The sequence below is a fragment of the Halorubrum sp. PV6 genome (genome assembly GCF_003990725.2).
Classification (GTDB): Archaea; Halobacteriota; Halobacteria; order Halobacteriales; family Haloferacaceae; genus Halorubrum.
Map to the genome: position 1 here is coordinate 117,788 of NZ_CP030065.1, position 15,463 is coordinate 133,250.

General features: G+C 54.1%; 13 protein-coding genes and 1 pseudogene. 7 read left to right on the top strand and 7 right to left on the bottom strand.

The genetic code is table 11. The features are described 5' to 3' along the window. Window positions 1-258, bottom strand: a complete 258-nt coding sequence (locus tag DOS48_RS28300) for a hypothetical protein (RefSeq protein WP_053771982.1) — start codon at window positions 256-258, stop codon at window positions 1-3. Next, a complete protein-coding gene (locus DOS48_RS28305; protein WP_168654366.1) occupies window positions 258-956 on the bottom strand; it encodes a hypothetical protein in 699 nt (232 codons plus the stop codon). The genes DOS48_RS28300 and DOS48_RS28305 overlap by 1 nt, the downstream gene beginning before the upstream one ends. Before the next feature lie 267 nt (window positions 957-1,223). Between DOS48_RS28305 and DOS48_RS28310 the strand changes: the two genes are divergently transcribed. Next, on the top strand, window positions 1,224-5,036 hold the full coding sequence (locus tag DOS48_RS28310) for a helicase-related protein (RefSeq protein ID WP_168654367.1): 3,813 nt from the start codon (window positions 1,224-1,226) through the stop codon (window positions 5,034-5,036). Between the two features lie 11 nt (window positions 5,037-5,047). On the opposite strand, the gene DOS48_RS28315 is transcribed toward DOS48_RS28310, so the two are convergent. Both DOS48_RS28315 and DOS48_RS28320 read right to left on the bottom strand, forming a co-directional pair. Further along, entirely contained in the window at window positions 5,048-8,659 is a 3,612-nt protein-coding gene (locus DOS48_RS28315; protein ID WP_168654368.1) for an Eco57I restriction-modification methylase domain-containing protein, read from the bottom strand. A gap of 200 nt (window positions 8,660-8,859) precedes the next feature. Then, window positions 8,860-9,393, bottom strand: a complete 534-nt coding sequence (locus DOS48_RS28320) for a hypothetical protein (RefSeq protein ID WP_168654369.1) — start codon at window positions 9,391-9,393, stop codon at window positions 8,860-8,862. Window positions 9,394-9,543: 150 nt separating this feature from the next. On the opposite strand from DOS48_RS28320, the pseudogene DOS48_RS28325 reads away from it, so the two are divergent. Continuing rightward, a pseudogene (locus tag DOS48_RS28325) lies at window positions 9,544-9,801 on the top strand (restriction endonuclease); the annotation flags it as partial. A gap of 139 nt (window positions 9,802-9,940) precedes the next feature. On the opposite strand, the gene DOS48_RS28330 reads toward DOS48_RS28325, so the two are convergent. Together DOS48_RS28330 and DOS48_RS28335 are read right to left on the bottom strand one after the other, a co-directional pair. Beyond that, the gene (locus tag DOS48_RS28330; protein ID WP_168654370.1) at window positions 9,941-10,771 is read right to left on the bottom strand and encodes an IS5 family transposase; all 831 of its coding nucleotides are present in this window, start codon (window positions 10,769-10,771) and stop codon (window positions 9,941-9,943) included. Between the two features lie 169 nt (window positions 10,772-10,940). Next, window positions 10,941-11,573: a hypothetical protein gene (locus DOS48_RS28335; RefSeq protein ID WP_168654371.1), complete on the bottom strand. Its 633-nt coding sequence runs from the start codon at window positions 11,571-11,573 to the stop codon at window positions 10,941-10,943. A gap of 112 nt (window positions 11,574-11,685) precedes the next feature. Here DOS48_RS28335 and DOS48_RS28340 point away from each other — a divergent pair, with 112 nt between their 5' ends. From DOS48_RS28340 to DOS48_RS28360, 5 genes are all read left to right on the top strand, one after another. After that, on the top strand, window positions 11,686-12,159 hold the full coding sequence (locus tag DOS48_RS28340; protein WP_168654372.1) for a hypothetical protein: 474 nt from the start codon (window positions 11,686-11,688) through the stop codon (window positions 12,157-12,159). A gap of 11 nt (window positions 12,160-12,170) precedes the next feature. Beyond that, on the top strand, window positions 12,171-12,368 hold the full coding sequence (locus tag DOS48_RS28345) for a hypothetical protein (RefSeq protein WP_210755425.1): 198 nt from the start codon (window positions 12,171-12,173) through the stop codon (window positions 12,366-12,368). A gap of 99 nt (window positions 12,369-12,467) precedes the next feature. Further along, entirely contained in the window at window positions 12,468-12,836 is a 369-nt protein-coding gene (locus DOS48_RS28350; RefSeq protein ID WP_168654373.1) for a hypothetical protein, read from the top strand. Window positions 12,837-13,133: 297 nt separating this feature from the next. Next, complete coding sequence (locus tag DOS48_RS28355; RefSeq protein ID WP_168654374.1) at window positions 13,134-14,192, top strand: hypothetical protein; 1,059 nt, start codon at window positions 13,134-13,136, stop codon at window positions 14,190-14,192. Beyond that, window positions 14,189-14,845 (top strand): hypothetical protein, encoded by a 657-nt coding sequence (locus tag DOS48_RS28360; protein ID WP_168654375.1) that lies wholly within the window; start codon window positions 14,189-14,191, stop codon window positions 14,843-14,845. The genes DOS48_RS28355 and DOS48_RS28360 overlap by 4 nt, the downstream gene beginning before the upstream one ends. Here DOS48_RS28360 and DOS48_RS28365 read toward each other — a convergent pair whose 3' ends face one another. Then, window positions 14,846-15,415, bottom strand: a complete 570-nt coding sequence (locus DOS48_RS28365) for a rhomboid family intramembrane serine protease (protein ID WP_168654376.1) — start codon at window positions 15,413-15,415, stop codon at window positions 14,846-14,848. Between the last annotated feature and the right edge of the window lie 48 nt (window positions 15,416-15,463).

Below are 15,463 nucleotides of genomic sequence, written 5' to 3' on the forward strand. Positions count from 1 at the left end.
TTATGTGTCGGTGAGCGACTCGACTTCGTCTTCCAGTTCGGCGATCCGGCGTTCCTGTTCGAGCGCGATCGCCATCCACACCGGCGCCAGTGGGTCGGCGGGGTTGAGGTTCCCCGCGGCGTCGGCGTGGTCGCGAGCGTACACGAACAGCCGGTCGAATCGGGGCTTGTCTTGCCGGCGGAGGACGCGTCGAAACGCGCGCCAGTCGTCTTCGATCGCGCTCAACTGGTCCCGGTACGTCGGGTTCGTCCGGCCCATTACTGGATGCTTGGTGCGGCTGCGGCGCGGTTGACGGTCGCTCCGTCGTACAGCCGGGCGCGGTGTTCGAGCACCTCCTGCCAGTACGCGAGCGTCGTTTGGAACCAGCCGTCGTCGGTGTGGTAGACGAGCGTCTCCGTGTCGCCGGTGGCGTCCTCGAAGCGCGGCCCGAAGGGGGTCTTTTCACACTGGAGGTGCGTCGTCGCGGCCCGGCGGAGCGGCGTCGAGAACTCATCGTCGCGGTGCCGCGTCACGACGACCGGCGTGTCGTGGACGCGAGCGATGCGTGCGACCGATGCGATCGCGCGGACGAACAGCTGCTCGGCGAGTTCGCTGTCAACGTCGGTGGCGCGGTACATGCTGTCGAGTCCGGTTGCGACGACGACTGAGGGCGACTCGCAGGCGGCGAGCCGGCCAGCCAATCGGTCGAGCAGCGCGGTGTGTTGGTGGGCCGTGAACCCGCGAGCCACCTCGATCCGGTCGAGGACGCGGTCCGCCGGGGCGAGTTCGCGGAGGCGAGTGGTGTTGGCCCTGTTCGCGCCGTCGACCCAGAACGCGGGAGCGTCCCTACTGAGTACTCGGTCGAGCAGGAGTGCTTGGACGGGCGTGACTCCGAGTTCGTCGTCGACGTCGACGAGCGTGACGCCCGGCGTGAGCTCCGGGAGGTCGGCGGTCGGTCGTTGGGAATGGGTTTGCATGGTAGCGTGGATGGGGAGATCCGTAAAAGGGGTGAGCCATGGATGGGCGGTGAAAGTGGAAGTGACGACGGCGCAGAAGTCGTCACGGTGCGATCACGGGATCTGCGGGATCGCCGCGGTCGAAATCGCGGAATCAAGTCAGCATTCGGTCGGCCGATCGCCGACAATCGCGGCGCGAAACAAAAGCTGGAGAGGGACGGATTTCAACAGAACCACTCGCCCACCACTAACCACTAAGTCATCCTGACTATTACTCCAGATATCACGATGCTTTCTCTCCCTCCGTTGGTCGATAACACCGAGAGGACCGTTGAGGATGTGTATAAGAAGATAATTCCACAGATCGAAGAAGCACGCATCGCCACTGGGTACTTCTATCTCTCCGGTTTCGACCTCTATCGGGAAGACCTCGAACAATTGGCGGACCCTGAGGAGATTGGCCACGCTCCCATTCGGATCCTGATGGGTCGACAAACGAACCGTAGTACAGCAGATGAGATCGGCGAAGGTCAAAACCTGCGTAGTGAACTCAAGGAGGAAGTTGAAGAGAGTATTGAGGAGCTGAATAACGCACAATTAGATCGGCTGGACCGGTTACGAGATTTCATAGCGGAAGGCAAGGTCAGCGTCCGCGTGCGAAACCCAGAGAACGGATACTTCCACGCCAAGGGCGCCTCGTTCCGGGCACCACACGACGATGATGATTGGCTGGTCGACGATGATGACACAGATACCCGGCCATGTGCGACCGTTGTCGGTTCCTCGAATTTTACCGCTAGCGGGCATCGGAACAATATCGAACTGAATCTGACAAGTCAAGATCGACCCGATGCGGAGGCGTTCGAGAGCTGGTACGACAACCAGTGGGCGAATGCTGAGGACTTCAGTGAGGAGATCATCCGGATCATCGAAAACAGCACGAAATACCAAGACTGGCAAAAGCAGCAAGAAGAGGAGTCTGATGATGACAAGACACTCGATGACTTAGGCACGTACATCGAACCGTTCGAGATGTACAAGCTCCTCGCGTACGACGAACTAAGAGGGAACGTCAACCTTCGCGACAGTCCGCTGTACTACTTCCAGACGCTCGGGTACGAGAGCGCGAAAGAGAAACTCTCCCAGTTCAACGGCTGTCTCATCTCCGACTCAGTTGGTCTCGGGAAGTCGTTCATCGGCGGTGAACTCCTCCACGATTACCGCCAGCGCGGGGATCGCTGTCTCCTAATCGTGCCCGCAAACCTCACCGAGCAGTGGGAAGATCTCCTCCAAGACGACACTGATGAAGACGGTAATCCGTACTTCGGGCTTGAGGTCGATGGAACACATCTCGATGTAATGAGTATCAGTAAGTTCCAGAATCTCGCGTACGACGAGGTTCAAGACCTCAAAGACGCGTTCGACGTGGTACTTGTCGACGAGGCTCACCGATTCCGGAATCACGGTAAGTGGCGGCCGACCCCGGACCACGATGACGACTACAAGGGGACTCGCCGCCACGCCAATCTCCGTCAGCTCCGTGGCAAGACGATGATAATGCTGACGGCGACGCCGATCAATAACTCCGCGACCGACTTGGAGAATCTCATCAGTATGTTCACCAGCCCCGAGGAACTGCGGAACAAGGCGTCATTGGACTTCAGCGCCTTCGAAGAGTACATCGAACTCTCAGAGACACGGAAACAGATTGCTGCGGGAAAAAAGGAGGCCAGCGATGAAAAACGAAAGAGTATCACCGAGCAACTCCAGCGCCATTCAGAGGAGATCTCGAAGATTCTGAACGAGGTGATGGTGCTTCGAACGCGGAAGCACGTCAAAGACCAGATCCAAGAGGACGAAGACTTTGAGATGAGTTTCAAGCCGCCGACGCTCAACAAAGAACAATATACGCTTCCGGCGGCGTACCAGCCGGTGTATCGCATGCTGCCGGACGTGATGGACGCGCTCCACCTCCCGCACATCACGGTGAAGAACCCGAAGGCAGGCGGGACGCTGAAGGCGCTGTACAAGCTGAATTTGCTCAAGCGGCTGGAGTCGTCGACCTACGCGTTCGTTCAGTCGATCCAGACGCTACACCAGAGCGAGCGGCGGCTTCTCGGGCTTCTTGATGGACTCCCCGAAGAGAAAGAGATCGACCTATTGCGCGCAGCGCAGGACGAAGAGCAGGAGGAAACGCTTGATGACTTCGTGGAAGGAGGCGACGCTGCCGAAGATCTCGAACAGACGCTCGAAGAGTTCGGCTTCGACACCACTGCAGTTCGTGCGGACGAAGACACGGAGACCGATGCACCGGACGAATTGGCGGACGCGACAATCGGTGAGGTGAAGACGTACATCCGAGAGGACCTGACGCTTATCGCCTACTTCCTCTCGCAGTTCATCGGCGATATCGCACAGGACTCTGGGGACGTGAACGACCAAGCCGTCTCGACGAGGCAGTGGCTTCACGAGCACAACGCTGGAGTCCTCCCAGACGTTCCAGAGGAGGAACTGAATCCGATCCTCTACCCGCGGAGCGATCTGAGCAACGTCGACGGAGAGACTCGCGAGTTCTACGAGGCGGTGTTCTCGCTTCGGGAGTTCCGCGATCCGAAAGTCGAGCGGCTCACGGACGTTCTCAACGGGTACGACGACGAGAAAGTCCTTGTTTTCACACAGTACCGTGCCACCGCAGACTACGTCCACAGGGCGCTACTCAACGACCCCGACTCGCCACTCACGGAGGCGAACAGCGCGGTCGTCAAAGGCGGCGATGACAACAAGCAAGACGTTATCCAGCGGTTTGCCCCGGAGGCATCGGGGTACCAGCAGACGCTAGCCGAGTCCGGTGAAGACGAACTCCAGTACGTCATCGCGACCGACACCCTCTCAGAGGGGGTTAACCTTCAGGACGTATCGGTCCAGATCTCCTTCGACCTGCCGTGGAACCCGATGCGGATCGTTCAGCGTGTGGGGCGTATCGACCGGATCGGGAGTACCGACGAGAAGTACGTCCACAACTTCTACCCCGACGGCGACATCGAGGCGGCAATCAAGCTGCTGAAACGGCTTCAAGCGAAGATCAACGACATCGCGCTGATCGTCGGCAAGGAGAATAACATCCTCGATCCGAACGAGGACCAGATCCTCGAACAGACCGGCGTGGAGACGGAGAAGACGATCGGCGAGCTGCAGGTCGACGAGATCGAGGACTCGCTCCAGAAGTCGCGGGAGGTCGAGGACGTAAACGAGCTCGATGACACGAGCAAGAATCCACTTCTCCGTAACGCGGGGAGTAACGAACACGCCGCCTATGAGCGGTTCCTGCTAAAGAAGGAGCTGAACGAGGAGTTCGGGCTCTCCGAAGACGACTTCGAGTACGCCGCGGACTACTTTGAAGAGTCGCCCGAGGAGCGTAAGCGCCTGTACACGAACGTCACCGACCACGACTCCGGGCCGCGTCCGGGCGTGTTCGGGCTCGCACACCTCTGGTTCGACGACGACGATCACGAGTCCCCCTTGGGTCGCGTTCGGCGTGCCTTCTACTACAAGCCGTTCGCGGACGAAGTCAAGGAGCGCCCCGTCGGGACGCTCAAAATCGATCCCGAGGTGAGGGGAGAACCTCTCACCAGTGACGCTGAGAACGTCCTATCCAACAGAGGATCGATTCAGGAAGTTATCGACAATCGGCTAGAGGCGATTCGGGGTAGCCAGACCGAGCATATATTCAAGAGCGGAGAAAAGTTTTCAAAAGAGCAGGAGACGATTCTAGATTTCATCGCGCACTACCTGCGACCCAACCACGGGAAGGAGCAGGTACCGAATCGCGAGTACGAATCACTTGATAAGTGGGCCGAGATTCTTAGCGAACGCCTCCAAGACGTGAAGTTAGCCAATACTGACGAAGACCGCATTCTCCGGGATACGTTTCGGGACACCACAGAGTACGACTCATTCCCGGACTGGCCACCCGGAGAGTTCTTATCTGAGTTGGAAGCGTTCTTAGAAGAGAATGTGAAAACCTCTACAGAATACCAAACAAAACTGATGGGAGAAAGCGATGTACAAGCAAAGCTCGTATGCTGGGGAATCATCGGGTAATGTCAGTGGATCTACGGTAGGGGCCCTTTCCCGTCTACTAGATCATACTTTTCCAAGACCAGATCGAAGTACATCTCGTCCATCAGCTTCGAGTTCCCAACCCGATGGAAGTCGTCAAGGACAAACTTCACATCACGACGTTCGAGCCCATATGCGTGGAATGCGGCTGCATCGATCTCAGCTTGTAACTCTCTACGTTCTTGTTCTTCTACTGCTGGCTTGATTCCGCCGAGTCGCTCGCGCATTTCTTTGAACTTCTCCCCGTAACAGTTCAATCGGGCAGCTCGTTCAGCGATATAGTGGAACCAGTCATCTCCGTCGGTGAGGCGGGGTAGCTGGGATTCCAGTAACTCGCGCTTGACGATGTGCGTCTCTACTTTGGTCCGCATTAGGAAATCGAATACAATGCTGTTCAGAAGTCCCGTTGCCACGAAGAGCTCTTGATCGGTAAATCGCCGGACGTAGGGTGACCGGAGTGGGGACTCTGTGAGATGTTCCTCTTCCGGCTCAATAGCGAACGGCTTGAACGTATTAATGGTGTGGAGACAGATGACTTCTTTCGGAAGTACCGTCGCTATTATTGTTCGCTCGTCACGGGCACGAGAAACATCCCGAATTCCGATTCGGTACTCAGTACAATCGAGTAGAACGTCCTCTTCCTCAAGTCCGTGACCACGGTGTTCTTCGAGTAGTTCATCTACGAATTGAACTTGAGACTTGCTCGTCTTTGACCCTCCAAAGGCGTCGTAGATTGCCCGTTTGAGATTACCCTTGTTGAATTTCTTCTCTCGAACACGGTACTGAGCACTATTCACTGGATCGTACATCCCCCGACTCCAGTACTTTGGTCCATCTAACGCATCTGTGTGGGTATTATCGTACTGGAACTGATGGATATTTTTGCCGCCGTAGACGGGATAGTCGGCCTCCTCAGCCGATGTCTGGAGCCTATCCTTATCAGTCGATTCAACGAACTCCTTAGTGAGCATATCAACTGTCCAAGTCTCGTCTAAATCTTCACCCAAAGAAGGCTGCTCAACTACCTTCTCCAAGACGCTTACTTCGATCTGCGAAGTGATGGATGGGAAAATTCCACCTTCTGGAGAATAACTGACGAGTACGTCGCGCGGGATGTTGACTGCCTCATTTTCGATCCGATAGACTATATCCATGTCACGTTGGTTGAATATCCCTCGAAGAGCTGATGTCTTTCCCCCATATTCGAATGTCAGAATCGCGAACCGGTATCTATCATCGATAGCCTCGAAGATGCCCTTGTTCTCGAACCCGATGAGATTCTCCACATCCGTGTGATCCAGCAGATGCATTCGGAGATCTTTCCCCATTACTCCCCCAAAAATAGTACCGGGAAGGAGCAGACTCACCTTCACGCCGTCTCTGGAGAGTCTGAAGACCCGCTCAAGAAAAAGAGCCGAAAGTTCGTTCTTTGTCGGCATCGTTCGACCGCCCACCACGGGAGATTGGAGCTTGTAGACATCTCCCTGCGTGAAGAAGTCTGCCTGAGTTTCCATCGATTCCTTGTAGTCCTCCCATGCCCACGCAACTTCAGGGCTTGAGAGGAGGTTCTCCATCACACCGTCTTTCTCCTCCGACGGATAGGTACGGAACTGCTCATCGTAGCGGATGAAGAAGTCGTCGCGGTTCGCGTAGAGCATGTCCCATGGTGGGTTCCCAATGAACACGTCGAATCCTCCTCTCTCAAAAACATCAGCGAACTCCAATGGCCAGTGGAAGGGGGACCACTCTCGGATCTCCTTGATCGTAATGTCGTCAAAGCCAGCATCTTGGAATTCTCTCTGGAGGATTTCATCAAATTTGTCTCGGTGTTCCTCTATCCTGCCTTCTGCCTCTTTCCGCCATTTTTGTGCCCCAACGCTGGTCTCTGCTTCCTTGTGTTTCTTGATAGCCTCTTTCACGTCCTCGAAGCGAGTTTTAATCTCCCAAGAGTCGAGGTCGCTATCTCCGTCTTCGTTGCTCTCAATGCCTGTATCAAGTTGACCAATTAGGCTGTTGCCCTGCCGCACGTTGAAGTCGATGTTAGGGAGTGGCTCCACCTCGTTGGGCTCGTCTTCGATGTCGGCGACCATCGAGAGCCAGAGACGAAGTTTACAGATTTCGACCGCACCCTCGTCGATATCGACCCCGTATAGATTGTTTAGGATGACCGTTCGCTTCGCGTACAGCGATGCGCCGCCTTGCCCTTCGTTGATTGAGTCCAATTCGTCGCGAGTGCGAGACTCCAACTCCCAGCCTTTCTCCTCCGCTTCGAGCTGCTGGAAGTACTCAATACACTGGAGATAGATGTCCACCAGCACGTCCTGCGCGGCGAGCAGGAACGCGCCACTCCCGACCGCGGGGTCGAGGACGTGCGCCTCCTTCAAGATGTCGTGGTATAGCGTTTCTACGTGCTTCGTCTCCACGCTCTCGGTGGCCGCCTGCTGGGTCATCGTCCCGCCATCCGCAACCGCTGTCCCGCTTTCGGCAACCTTGACTTCGGAGAAGCCAAACACGTTATCGATCTCGTCGTACTCGGTGTCGATGGTGTCGTTTAGCTGGTCGAGAAGGTATGGATGAATCGTCCGGCGGGACATGAAACCGGTGATCTCCTCAGGCGTATAGTACGCACCCATCTCCTTCTGATTAACCGTCTGCTCGAAGATGTGACCGAGTATGGCCGGCGAGAGGTTCTTTGGGTCGACTATGTCGAGTCGCTCGTCCACGTTCCAGTTCCACCCCGATAGGAATTCTAAAATATCGTTGAGGAGTTCATTCGTCTCCTCAGCGGACGCTCCGACCTTTGCGTCTGGGAACTCCTCCTCGACAGGGTCTTTTGCGAACAACCCGCCGTTCAGGTACGGGAGGCTCCCGAATTCGGGATTTTGCTTGTCCTCTGCTAGGTAATCGAAGAACAGTGGCCGGTAGAATTTCTCGTACCGGTCCTCACCGTCGTTGACGACGTTGCCGGGCTGCTCGTGGAGGTAGTTCGGATTCCGGTCTAGCAGCCGCTTTTCCTGAATGAAATACAGGAAGATCATCCGGTCGAGGATAACCTGAATGTATCGCCGTTTCGCGTCGCCGCGATCGTCGGGGATCCCAGACACTTCTTGAACGAGGTTCGTCCGGAGTTCTTCGAACTCCTCGTAGAACTCCTCAACGACCTGTTGGGTGTCGTACAGGGTGTCGTAGATCGCAGCAGAAGACCCGTACTCGATAGAATTGAGCTTCTTCAGAACGGTGTTCTTTTCGCCGCTGTCGCTCGTGAACTGCGCTTTGGTAAACGAAATCTTCTGGTGCTTGATGCGTCCGTGCTGCTGACCTTCCCAGCTTCGCATCCGCGTGAGGAAGGTGAACTCCTCGAAGTCGTTCGTGGCGACGAGGTTCGTGTGTCGGGAGCGGTTGTCCGGCTTGAAGTCCGTCGCCGTTTCACTAGGGCCCGCATTGACGAGTACGACGAACTCGTCATCGTCGAGCTGAAGAACAAACTGGTTGTTTTCTCCGAGGTCAGGTTGCGGTTTCAGACCACGTTTTGCGAAGGAGTCGGCGATATCTTGGAGGGACTCCCAGCCCGCGATATCCTTCGCAGTGATCTGCTGGACAGACATGGCTATTGAAAATTCACTAACTCTTATCAATGTAGGGGAAGCGCAGGAAGGAGCCGCCTTGTGAGAAAGGGTGCTGTCGGCAAAAGCCGGAATACAGCACCAGTAGTTGCGTCATCCTTGCTTTTTGAGAGCTAACTAGTGATTAACCCGGCAACGCTCTGGAGCCACTTCTAAATCAGAGTTCTAATACGATATCTGGTTTACTGGAAGGCGTTACGTTCGACTTTTTGCTCAATGTCCTCAAGCTTGTTCTTAGCCTTCTTTGCCCTCTTCACATCAGAAATTATGTTGTTGATATTTTCAAACTCTTGATGACGGTCCGTATGCGCTAATTCGTTTCGTCGTTTTCTCAGACGAGACAACTCACCCTTTAATCCCTCATCAATCATACCCAAGTAGAACAACATGTCTTCTTTGTGCTTTTGAGTGAATGATTCGGAAAGGAACTCGTAGGATCCTTTTCTCTTCCTGCCATGATCAAACACCTCAGCGCTGAGTATTAATGTGCTAAGCGTCTCGGTTTCGGCAACTATGCTAATATAGAAAGATAACAAATTATTAGCATCCTGTTCTGGGAGTTTATACACCTCTTTTTTAGGGATCTCACCAAGATTCTCTACATTCTCCCAGTCTTCAACCTCAACAGTCCCATCTTCTTTATAGTCCTGAAGACTCTCTAAAAGTTGCTCATACTGAGAGTCTGTTCTCGGATTTCTATTTCGTTCCTGAGTCATATCTACTACTTCTAAGATGCGTATGTAGTCCTTCAATAGGCCGTACTTATCAATCCGGTTGACTGTAAATTCTATTCTACAGTTTAGATAGCGGGTCACTCAGAGATAGGTTCTGCCCAGATTAGTTGCCTAATCCCCGGCACTATTAACAAGGCGGGCGGCTTCACGAACTTCCGCGAGACGGCGACGAAGACGAACTCGCTGATCGACCGGCTGAAAGCGATCGAGGTGTCCGACGTCGACGATGTGGCCGACGACTTGGAGAACTACCTGGAGACGAAGGAGCGCGCCGAGGAGCTCGACGCGAAGATCGAGCAGACGGACGCGCTGATCGATGAGATCGTGTATGAACTGTACGTGCTGACCGACGAGGAGATCGAGATCGTTGAGGAGGCTGTAAGAGAATAGATTTCGAAAGGACTCGCTCTATCGCGGTGGCCCTAGAGCCTCAAAATGAGTGCTCTGTTGAATAGCGGTGTTGACCGAGGGGGTCAAAATTTGAGGCGACTTGTTAGGGCCGTGTTGAATCGCTGTAAGGCGTAGAGATTCACTGTTTGACGAAGCGTTTGATGTTATAGACGACACACATCAGCGCGATCTCGCGGAACTCACGAAACCATGACCGCGCTCGCACGGCGAAGCCGAGCGAGCGCTTCACAGCCGAGTTCACAGTTTCGGTCATAGAGCGCTGATTGTAGCGATTATCGTCGATTCTGGCGTTGTGTGCGTGGTCGTACGGTGCGAAGATGCGGTGCTTGATCAGCGGTCTGATCCCGAGATCGCGTAATCCTTCGCGGAGCGATTGCTTGTCGTAGCCTTTATCGGCCGCGAGAGACCGCAGATCGCCCGCATTCCGGCGGGCGATCTGCTCAGCAAGATCGGCGTCACTTCCCTCCCGGTTCGTTGAGCAGTGAACGTCAAGGACGGCTTGAGACGCTGTATCGACGAGTTTCGTGACTTTGAGCTTCTGAACGCGGTAGCTGATTCGCTGGCAGTAGTGGCGGCTGGCTGGTGAGCGGTCGTAGAACGTGGCGTCGATCGCGGCGTGTTCAGAGAGATCGTGCAGCTGCGCCGACTGGCGCAGCAGCACTCGACAGACGTTCATGCTGATCCGGTCGAACGCCTTACACAACGTGGACGGCGCAGGGAGATCGGCCGCGTTGAGGCCGATCTCCCCGGTTATTTGTGGCATCTCTTTGAGCAGGTCGATCGTCATGCGGTACGATGAATCGAGGTAAATCCGCAGACAATGGAGGGAAACGAGTGCATAGTCGGCGAATCCGCCGCCACCTTCCGGTGCGGCGGATTCGCCTCCATCGCCAGTAACTCTTTGAGCAACCGGCACAACTTCCCCGATGAAGCGGGAGATCTGCGTCATGAACAACCGCATTCTCCCGCTTCAACTCCTTTGATTTAGCGGCCTACCTCGCTGCTGTATGGCGATTCAACACAGCCCTTGTTAGCGGTTGACGCTAGTGGTCTCAAGATCAGCATCGTCTCACCATGGCTCAGAGGTCGCTATTCAACAGAACAAAAATGAGAAGTTTCTATCCTTGTTTTGATTCGACTGACTTTCCGATATCTTCAGCACTAAACGCGCTCACGAAGTTGTAGCAGCGACGCCGCAATTCCGATCGATCACGACGTGGAGATTTGTCCACTGCCTGCTCGCGAGCGACATCACGGATAACCTTTCGAAGAGAACAATGGTCACTGAACGTCGGCTGGTCCCCCTCTGAAGCCGTGTACTTGATCCATGTCCACCCGTCAGAAGCGATTCCGACGAGAGGCCGGTCTTCAGCTTGATCAAGGTAACTGATCGACTCTGATTTAGCCTTCTTGATTCCGTTCGGAGCCTTGAGTTCGCCTATTACAGTAACGTTGACGTTAGTAATCGTAAAATCGGGAGTGTCGTCACCGAGTCCGTCGAATCCCTTCGGTTGTGGCCGATATTGGTAGCCGAGAGCATCAGCAACATCACGAATGAGGTGTTCTTCTATAAACCTTTCTGGCCCCTGACGTATCAATTCTCCTTTGAGAGCGACTGAACTGTAGAGGACTTCGTTAGCGTGTTCTCTCGGGACACGTCGATCGAACTCGGTGGCAAATCTCTCGATCGACCGTATCACACGCTGAGCACGTGGATCGTTCTGTGGTCTGTCAAAATCAGACTGGTCCATTAGTTTCACTACTTCAGTCGTCCTACTTCATCCTTCTCTGTAGCAATTCGCACCACCGATCCCCTATCTACAGTAAAACAACAAGTGCCCGCTAACAAATATTTGTGAAAGCATGAGTACAATAGGTACCATCTTCGGCCCGGTGGTCGGTGCGCTTATTAGCGGTCTCATTGGTGTTGCCATAGTCGAATCTCGGAATTACCGCGATGAAGTTGCAGAGGTCAAAGGATGGTACGATCAGGTAATTCGTCTCGCAGACCAAGTTGAGCGGGAAACACCGGATTCCTATTTGCCGGAGATCTGCGGACACGACAAGGCGCGTGGCACTCGTGAGCAGAAGAACGATATGTCGGCAGCGTACGGAAAAATTGGGGATCGATTGCGAGATCATATACACCGTGCTCCGCCCGATATCACTGAATCCGTTTTAGGTTCAGCAAGTGAGACAGCACGATACTGCCAGATAGTCGACCGTGAGGATCTTCGATCAGGTGATTTTATTCCGATGGTAGCGAACGCCGTGGAGAGCGCCGATAAGCTCCAAGAAGCGGCTCAAGCCGCTAAAGAGGACGCGGGTCTGTTCTAACGGCTCTCTTCGTGCCGGTCACTATCGACAAGGCGGGCGGCTTTGTGAACTTCCGCGAGACGGCGACGAAGACGAACTCGCTGATCGACCGGCTGAAGGCGATCGAACTGCCCGACGTTGACGACGTGGTCGACGACCTAGAGAACTACCTGAAGACGATGGTGCGCATCAAAGAGATCGAGATCGTCGAGCAGGCGGTCGACGAGTAACCTCAGGGAACGCTAAGCGCCCCGCTGATCTGCCTTCCAGTTTCAGTTTCGCTCCGGGTCTGGCGTACTGACTTCACACGGGCTCACGTGAGTCGGCGTATGTCGAAGACAGACAGCACGAACGAAGAGTCGCTGGAGGAACTCGTGCGCAACCCCGACGGTACGATTCCGGACCCGGTCGGCTTTGAGCCGTCCGAGAGAGTCACGATCGAGACGCGGTACGTCGAGAAGACGATGAACGCGCTTGAATTCCCGCTCACTTACATCTACTGTCTGTACGAAACGGACTGGCCCGTCGAGATGAATCCCGACCTGGGCGTGAGTGAGTTAGTCATCACGAGCCACGGGACGTGGGAGGAACACCGGTTTCGCGTGGCGATGCCCGACGTGGTGACTGACGAGTTCTACGACCGACTGGAGATGTACGAAAAAGTGAGTTCGGAGCAGCTCGACGTTGAGCGGGAGTGACTGGGGAGAGTGGTCTGAGTCATAGCTATCAGTCGCATTTTGTACTAAGGGAGCGCGCCGAGGAACTCGACGCGAAGATCGAGCAGACGGACGCACTGATCGACGAGACCGTGTGTTGTACTGGCTGACCGACGAGGAGATCGAGATCGTCGAGGAGGCAGTCACCAGTCATTAGTCGCCTGTAGCTGGGAGCGCCTCTATGACGGGAATATACACATTCAGGGCCTCTATATGCTCTTAACAGGCTGTATTGCCGGAAGGCAACCTTAATTTGACAGACGGTGGAACATATGTTCCATGGCGGAGCTCACCGAGCGTGAAAAAGAGATACTCAGCGACGCTTTGGACGGTGTCGCTTTGGCCCTTCTACGCATCGGTGATGTTGATCGGGAGTCTCTCTCGAAGTTCACAGAAACGAAGCTTGAGAAGTTCATTTATTATGGGCTGAAGGACCAAGGCGAGCTACCGGAGGTTACGCACAGCTGGTACCTCGCTGGGGCGAAGACAGACGATGTTGATGATATAATCGGCGTCGATCAGTTACAGGCGTCGTTTGACCGTCTTAGCGGACCGACAAATAAAGATCAGAGCAAATTCGCAGATACACAGCCTGAAATCCACGTCAGTGACCACATTAGAGACTACGCTGAATTTTACGAGAATGATCTCGATATAGAGGAGCTGCGGTACCAGCGTGGTGGCCAGTTCTTGCTTGAGTTCTACGAAGAGGAAGCGGTTGGTGACTACAAGGATCTGTATTTGGCTTGCCAGAACCTTCGCAACGAATTGACTCAGCAGAAAGGGCGACTCTGGGATATCATCGAAAATCGGAATCACGGGCACACTCTCGCGGACTTCGGTCAAAATGCCGATGTCATGGGTCCAGATCGGTATGAAGAGATTGCGGACCTTGTCTCAGAATTACACTTGGAGATGAGCAAAGACGACGATCTTCGAGAGCTCCTACCCCAATTTAGACAGTTCACGGATCTCCTCGAAGACGCGTGTCTCGCGCTCGGAAAAATGGAAGTTGAACGGATAGACGAATCACATCTCCAGATGATTAATCGGTTCAATAAGTTCTTTTACCACCAAGCTTGGAAGCTTCCTGCTCTCGTAATCTCTTCAAAAACTGCGACAGGACCGCGACGTGATGATCTGAGGGTTAAACACCTCCAGAAACTCTCTGAAAAGGAATCAGAGTATGAGCGAAAGCTAGAACAACTGAGGACTGCGGCTGCAGATGCGACACTGATTCCGACGGAACGGGACTACCCGTCAGTCAATTCAGATACCGAGTCAGTTGATGAGTTCGTTCGAGCATACCTCGAAGAAGAGAACTTAGCGAAAGAATGAGCTCGGAACCCTCAGAAACTAAGGAGGAGGTGTTCTGTGACACGTGCGTCCTCATATCGTATATTCTGGACCAGCAAAACGAAGGAGCGAGGAAACTGCTTCTGGAGTCTGAGTTTGAGAAGGCGATCAGCGAGAAGGTCGAGGAAGAGTTTCAGCGAGTTCCGGATCGGAAAGACGATATCTACTACGATTTTATACAGGTGATCACGTCTGATGAGGATAATATTGGCGAGCAGAAAGCCAACGAACGGGACTATCTAAGACATAATGACGTTGGCTTCTTCAATCAGCTTCGGAACGATATTCAGCAGGGAGAGTCACAAAAGGAGAAGATGCGGATCCTCCGAGAGAAGCAGAAAGTGGCTGATCGAAGATACGGTAGAGTTCAGGAAATTGTTGGAGAGCCGTACCCGCGAAACGACGATATCGGGCTGTTACTCGGTATTGGTCAGGAGGTACCCAATGAGGATGACTGTCAGGTGGTCTGTGACGCTGTTAGCTGGAATCTGAATGGGGGAAGTGGAAAGTTTGCGACGCTGGATAAGAAGGATCTCCTGAGTAACGAGCGTGTCATCAACGAAGCTATCGAGGAAAAGAAGGGCTCTGAAGGAACTTTAAAGATCTCGCTACCGAAAGCGTACGTTGCGACCTAATTATCTCCTACCCAGACCTATTGCTAGGAACCCATAAGCCAAACCGAGCACATACCCTACAGAATGAGTCACTTTCGCACTCGGAAGCCCAGAGACAAGATCAAGATACCCCAGCATTGCGAGAGGGATTGCTGCTGTCACGCCAAGAGCCACCAACCCGAATGTACCGAGTCCATTCTCGGTAGCACGAACCTCCTGTAACACTATACCGAGGAGAGCTGGAGGGAATGCGTACACCGCACCACTGAAACCCAAGGTACCAGCCGAACCGGTTGTCGCGACTGAGTAGACTATCTGTAGATACGTCGGTAGGTAAGCAGCCAACAAAATGAATCCAAGAAACGCTTTGTTGGAGAGTCGATCTTCCATCGGCCAGCCGATCAGCAACAATAGCCCTATGTTTGATAGGTAGTGTCTGAAATTCCCATGGGAGACGGGTCCTAGCAGTAGTCCCGGTGATACTCCGCCAGAGGCAACGAATAGATATTCGAATAGACTAGACGAGTGTGCTAATACCTGTATTTCAACGAGTAACACACCGCCCATTAGAATTGCGAGGAGGGGTGTCACCGGATTGTGGCGGAGATAATCTAAGACTCCAAAATCTGGAACAGAGCT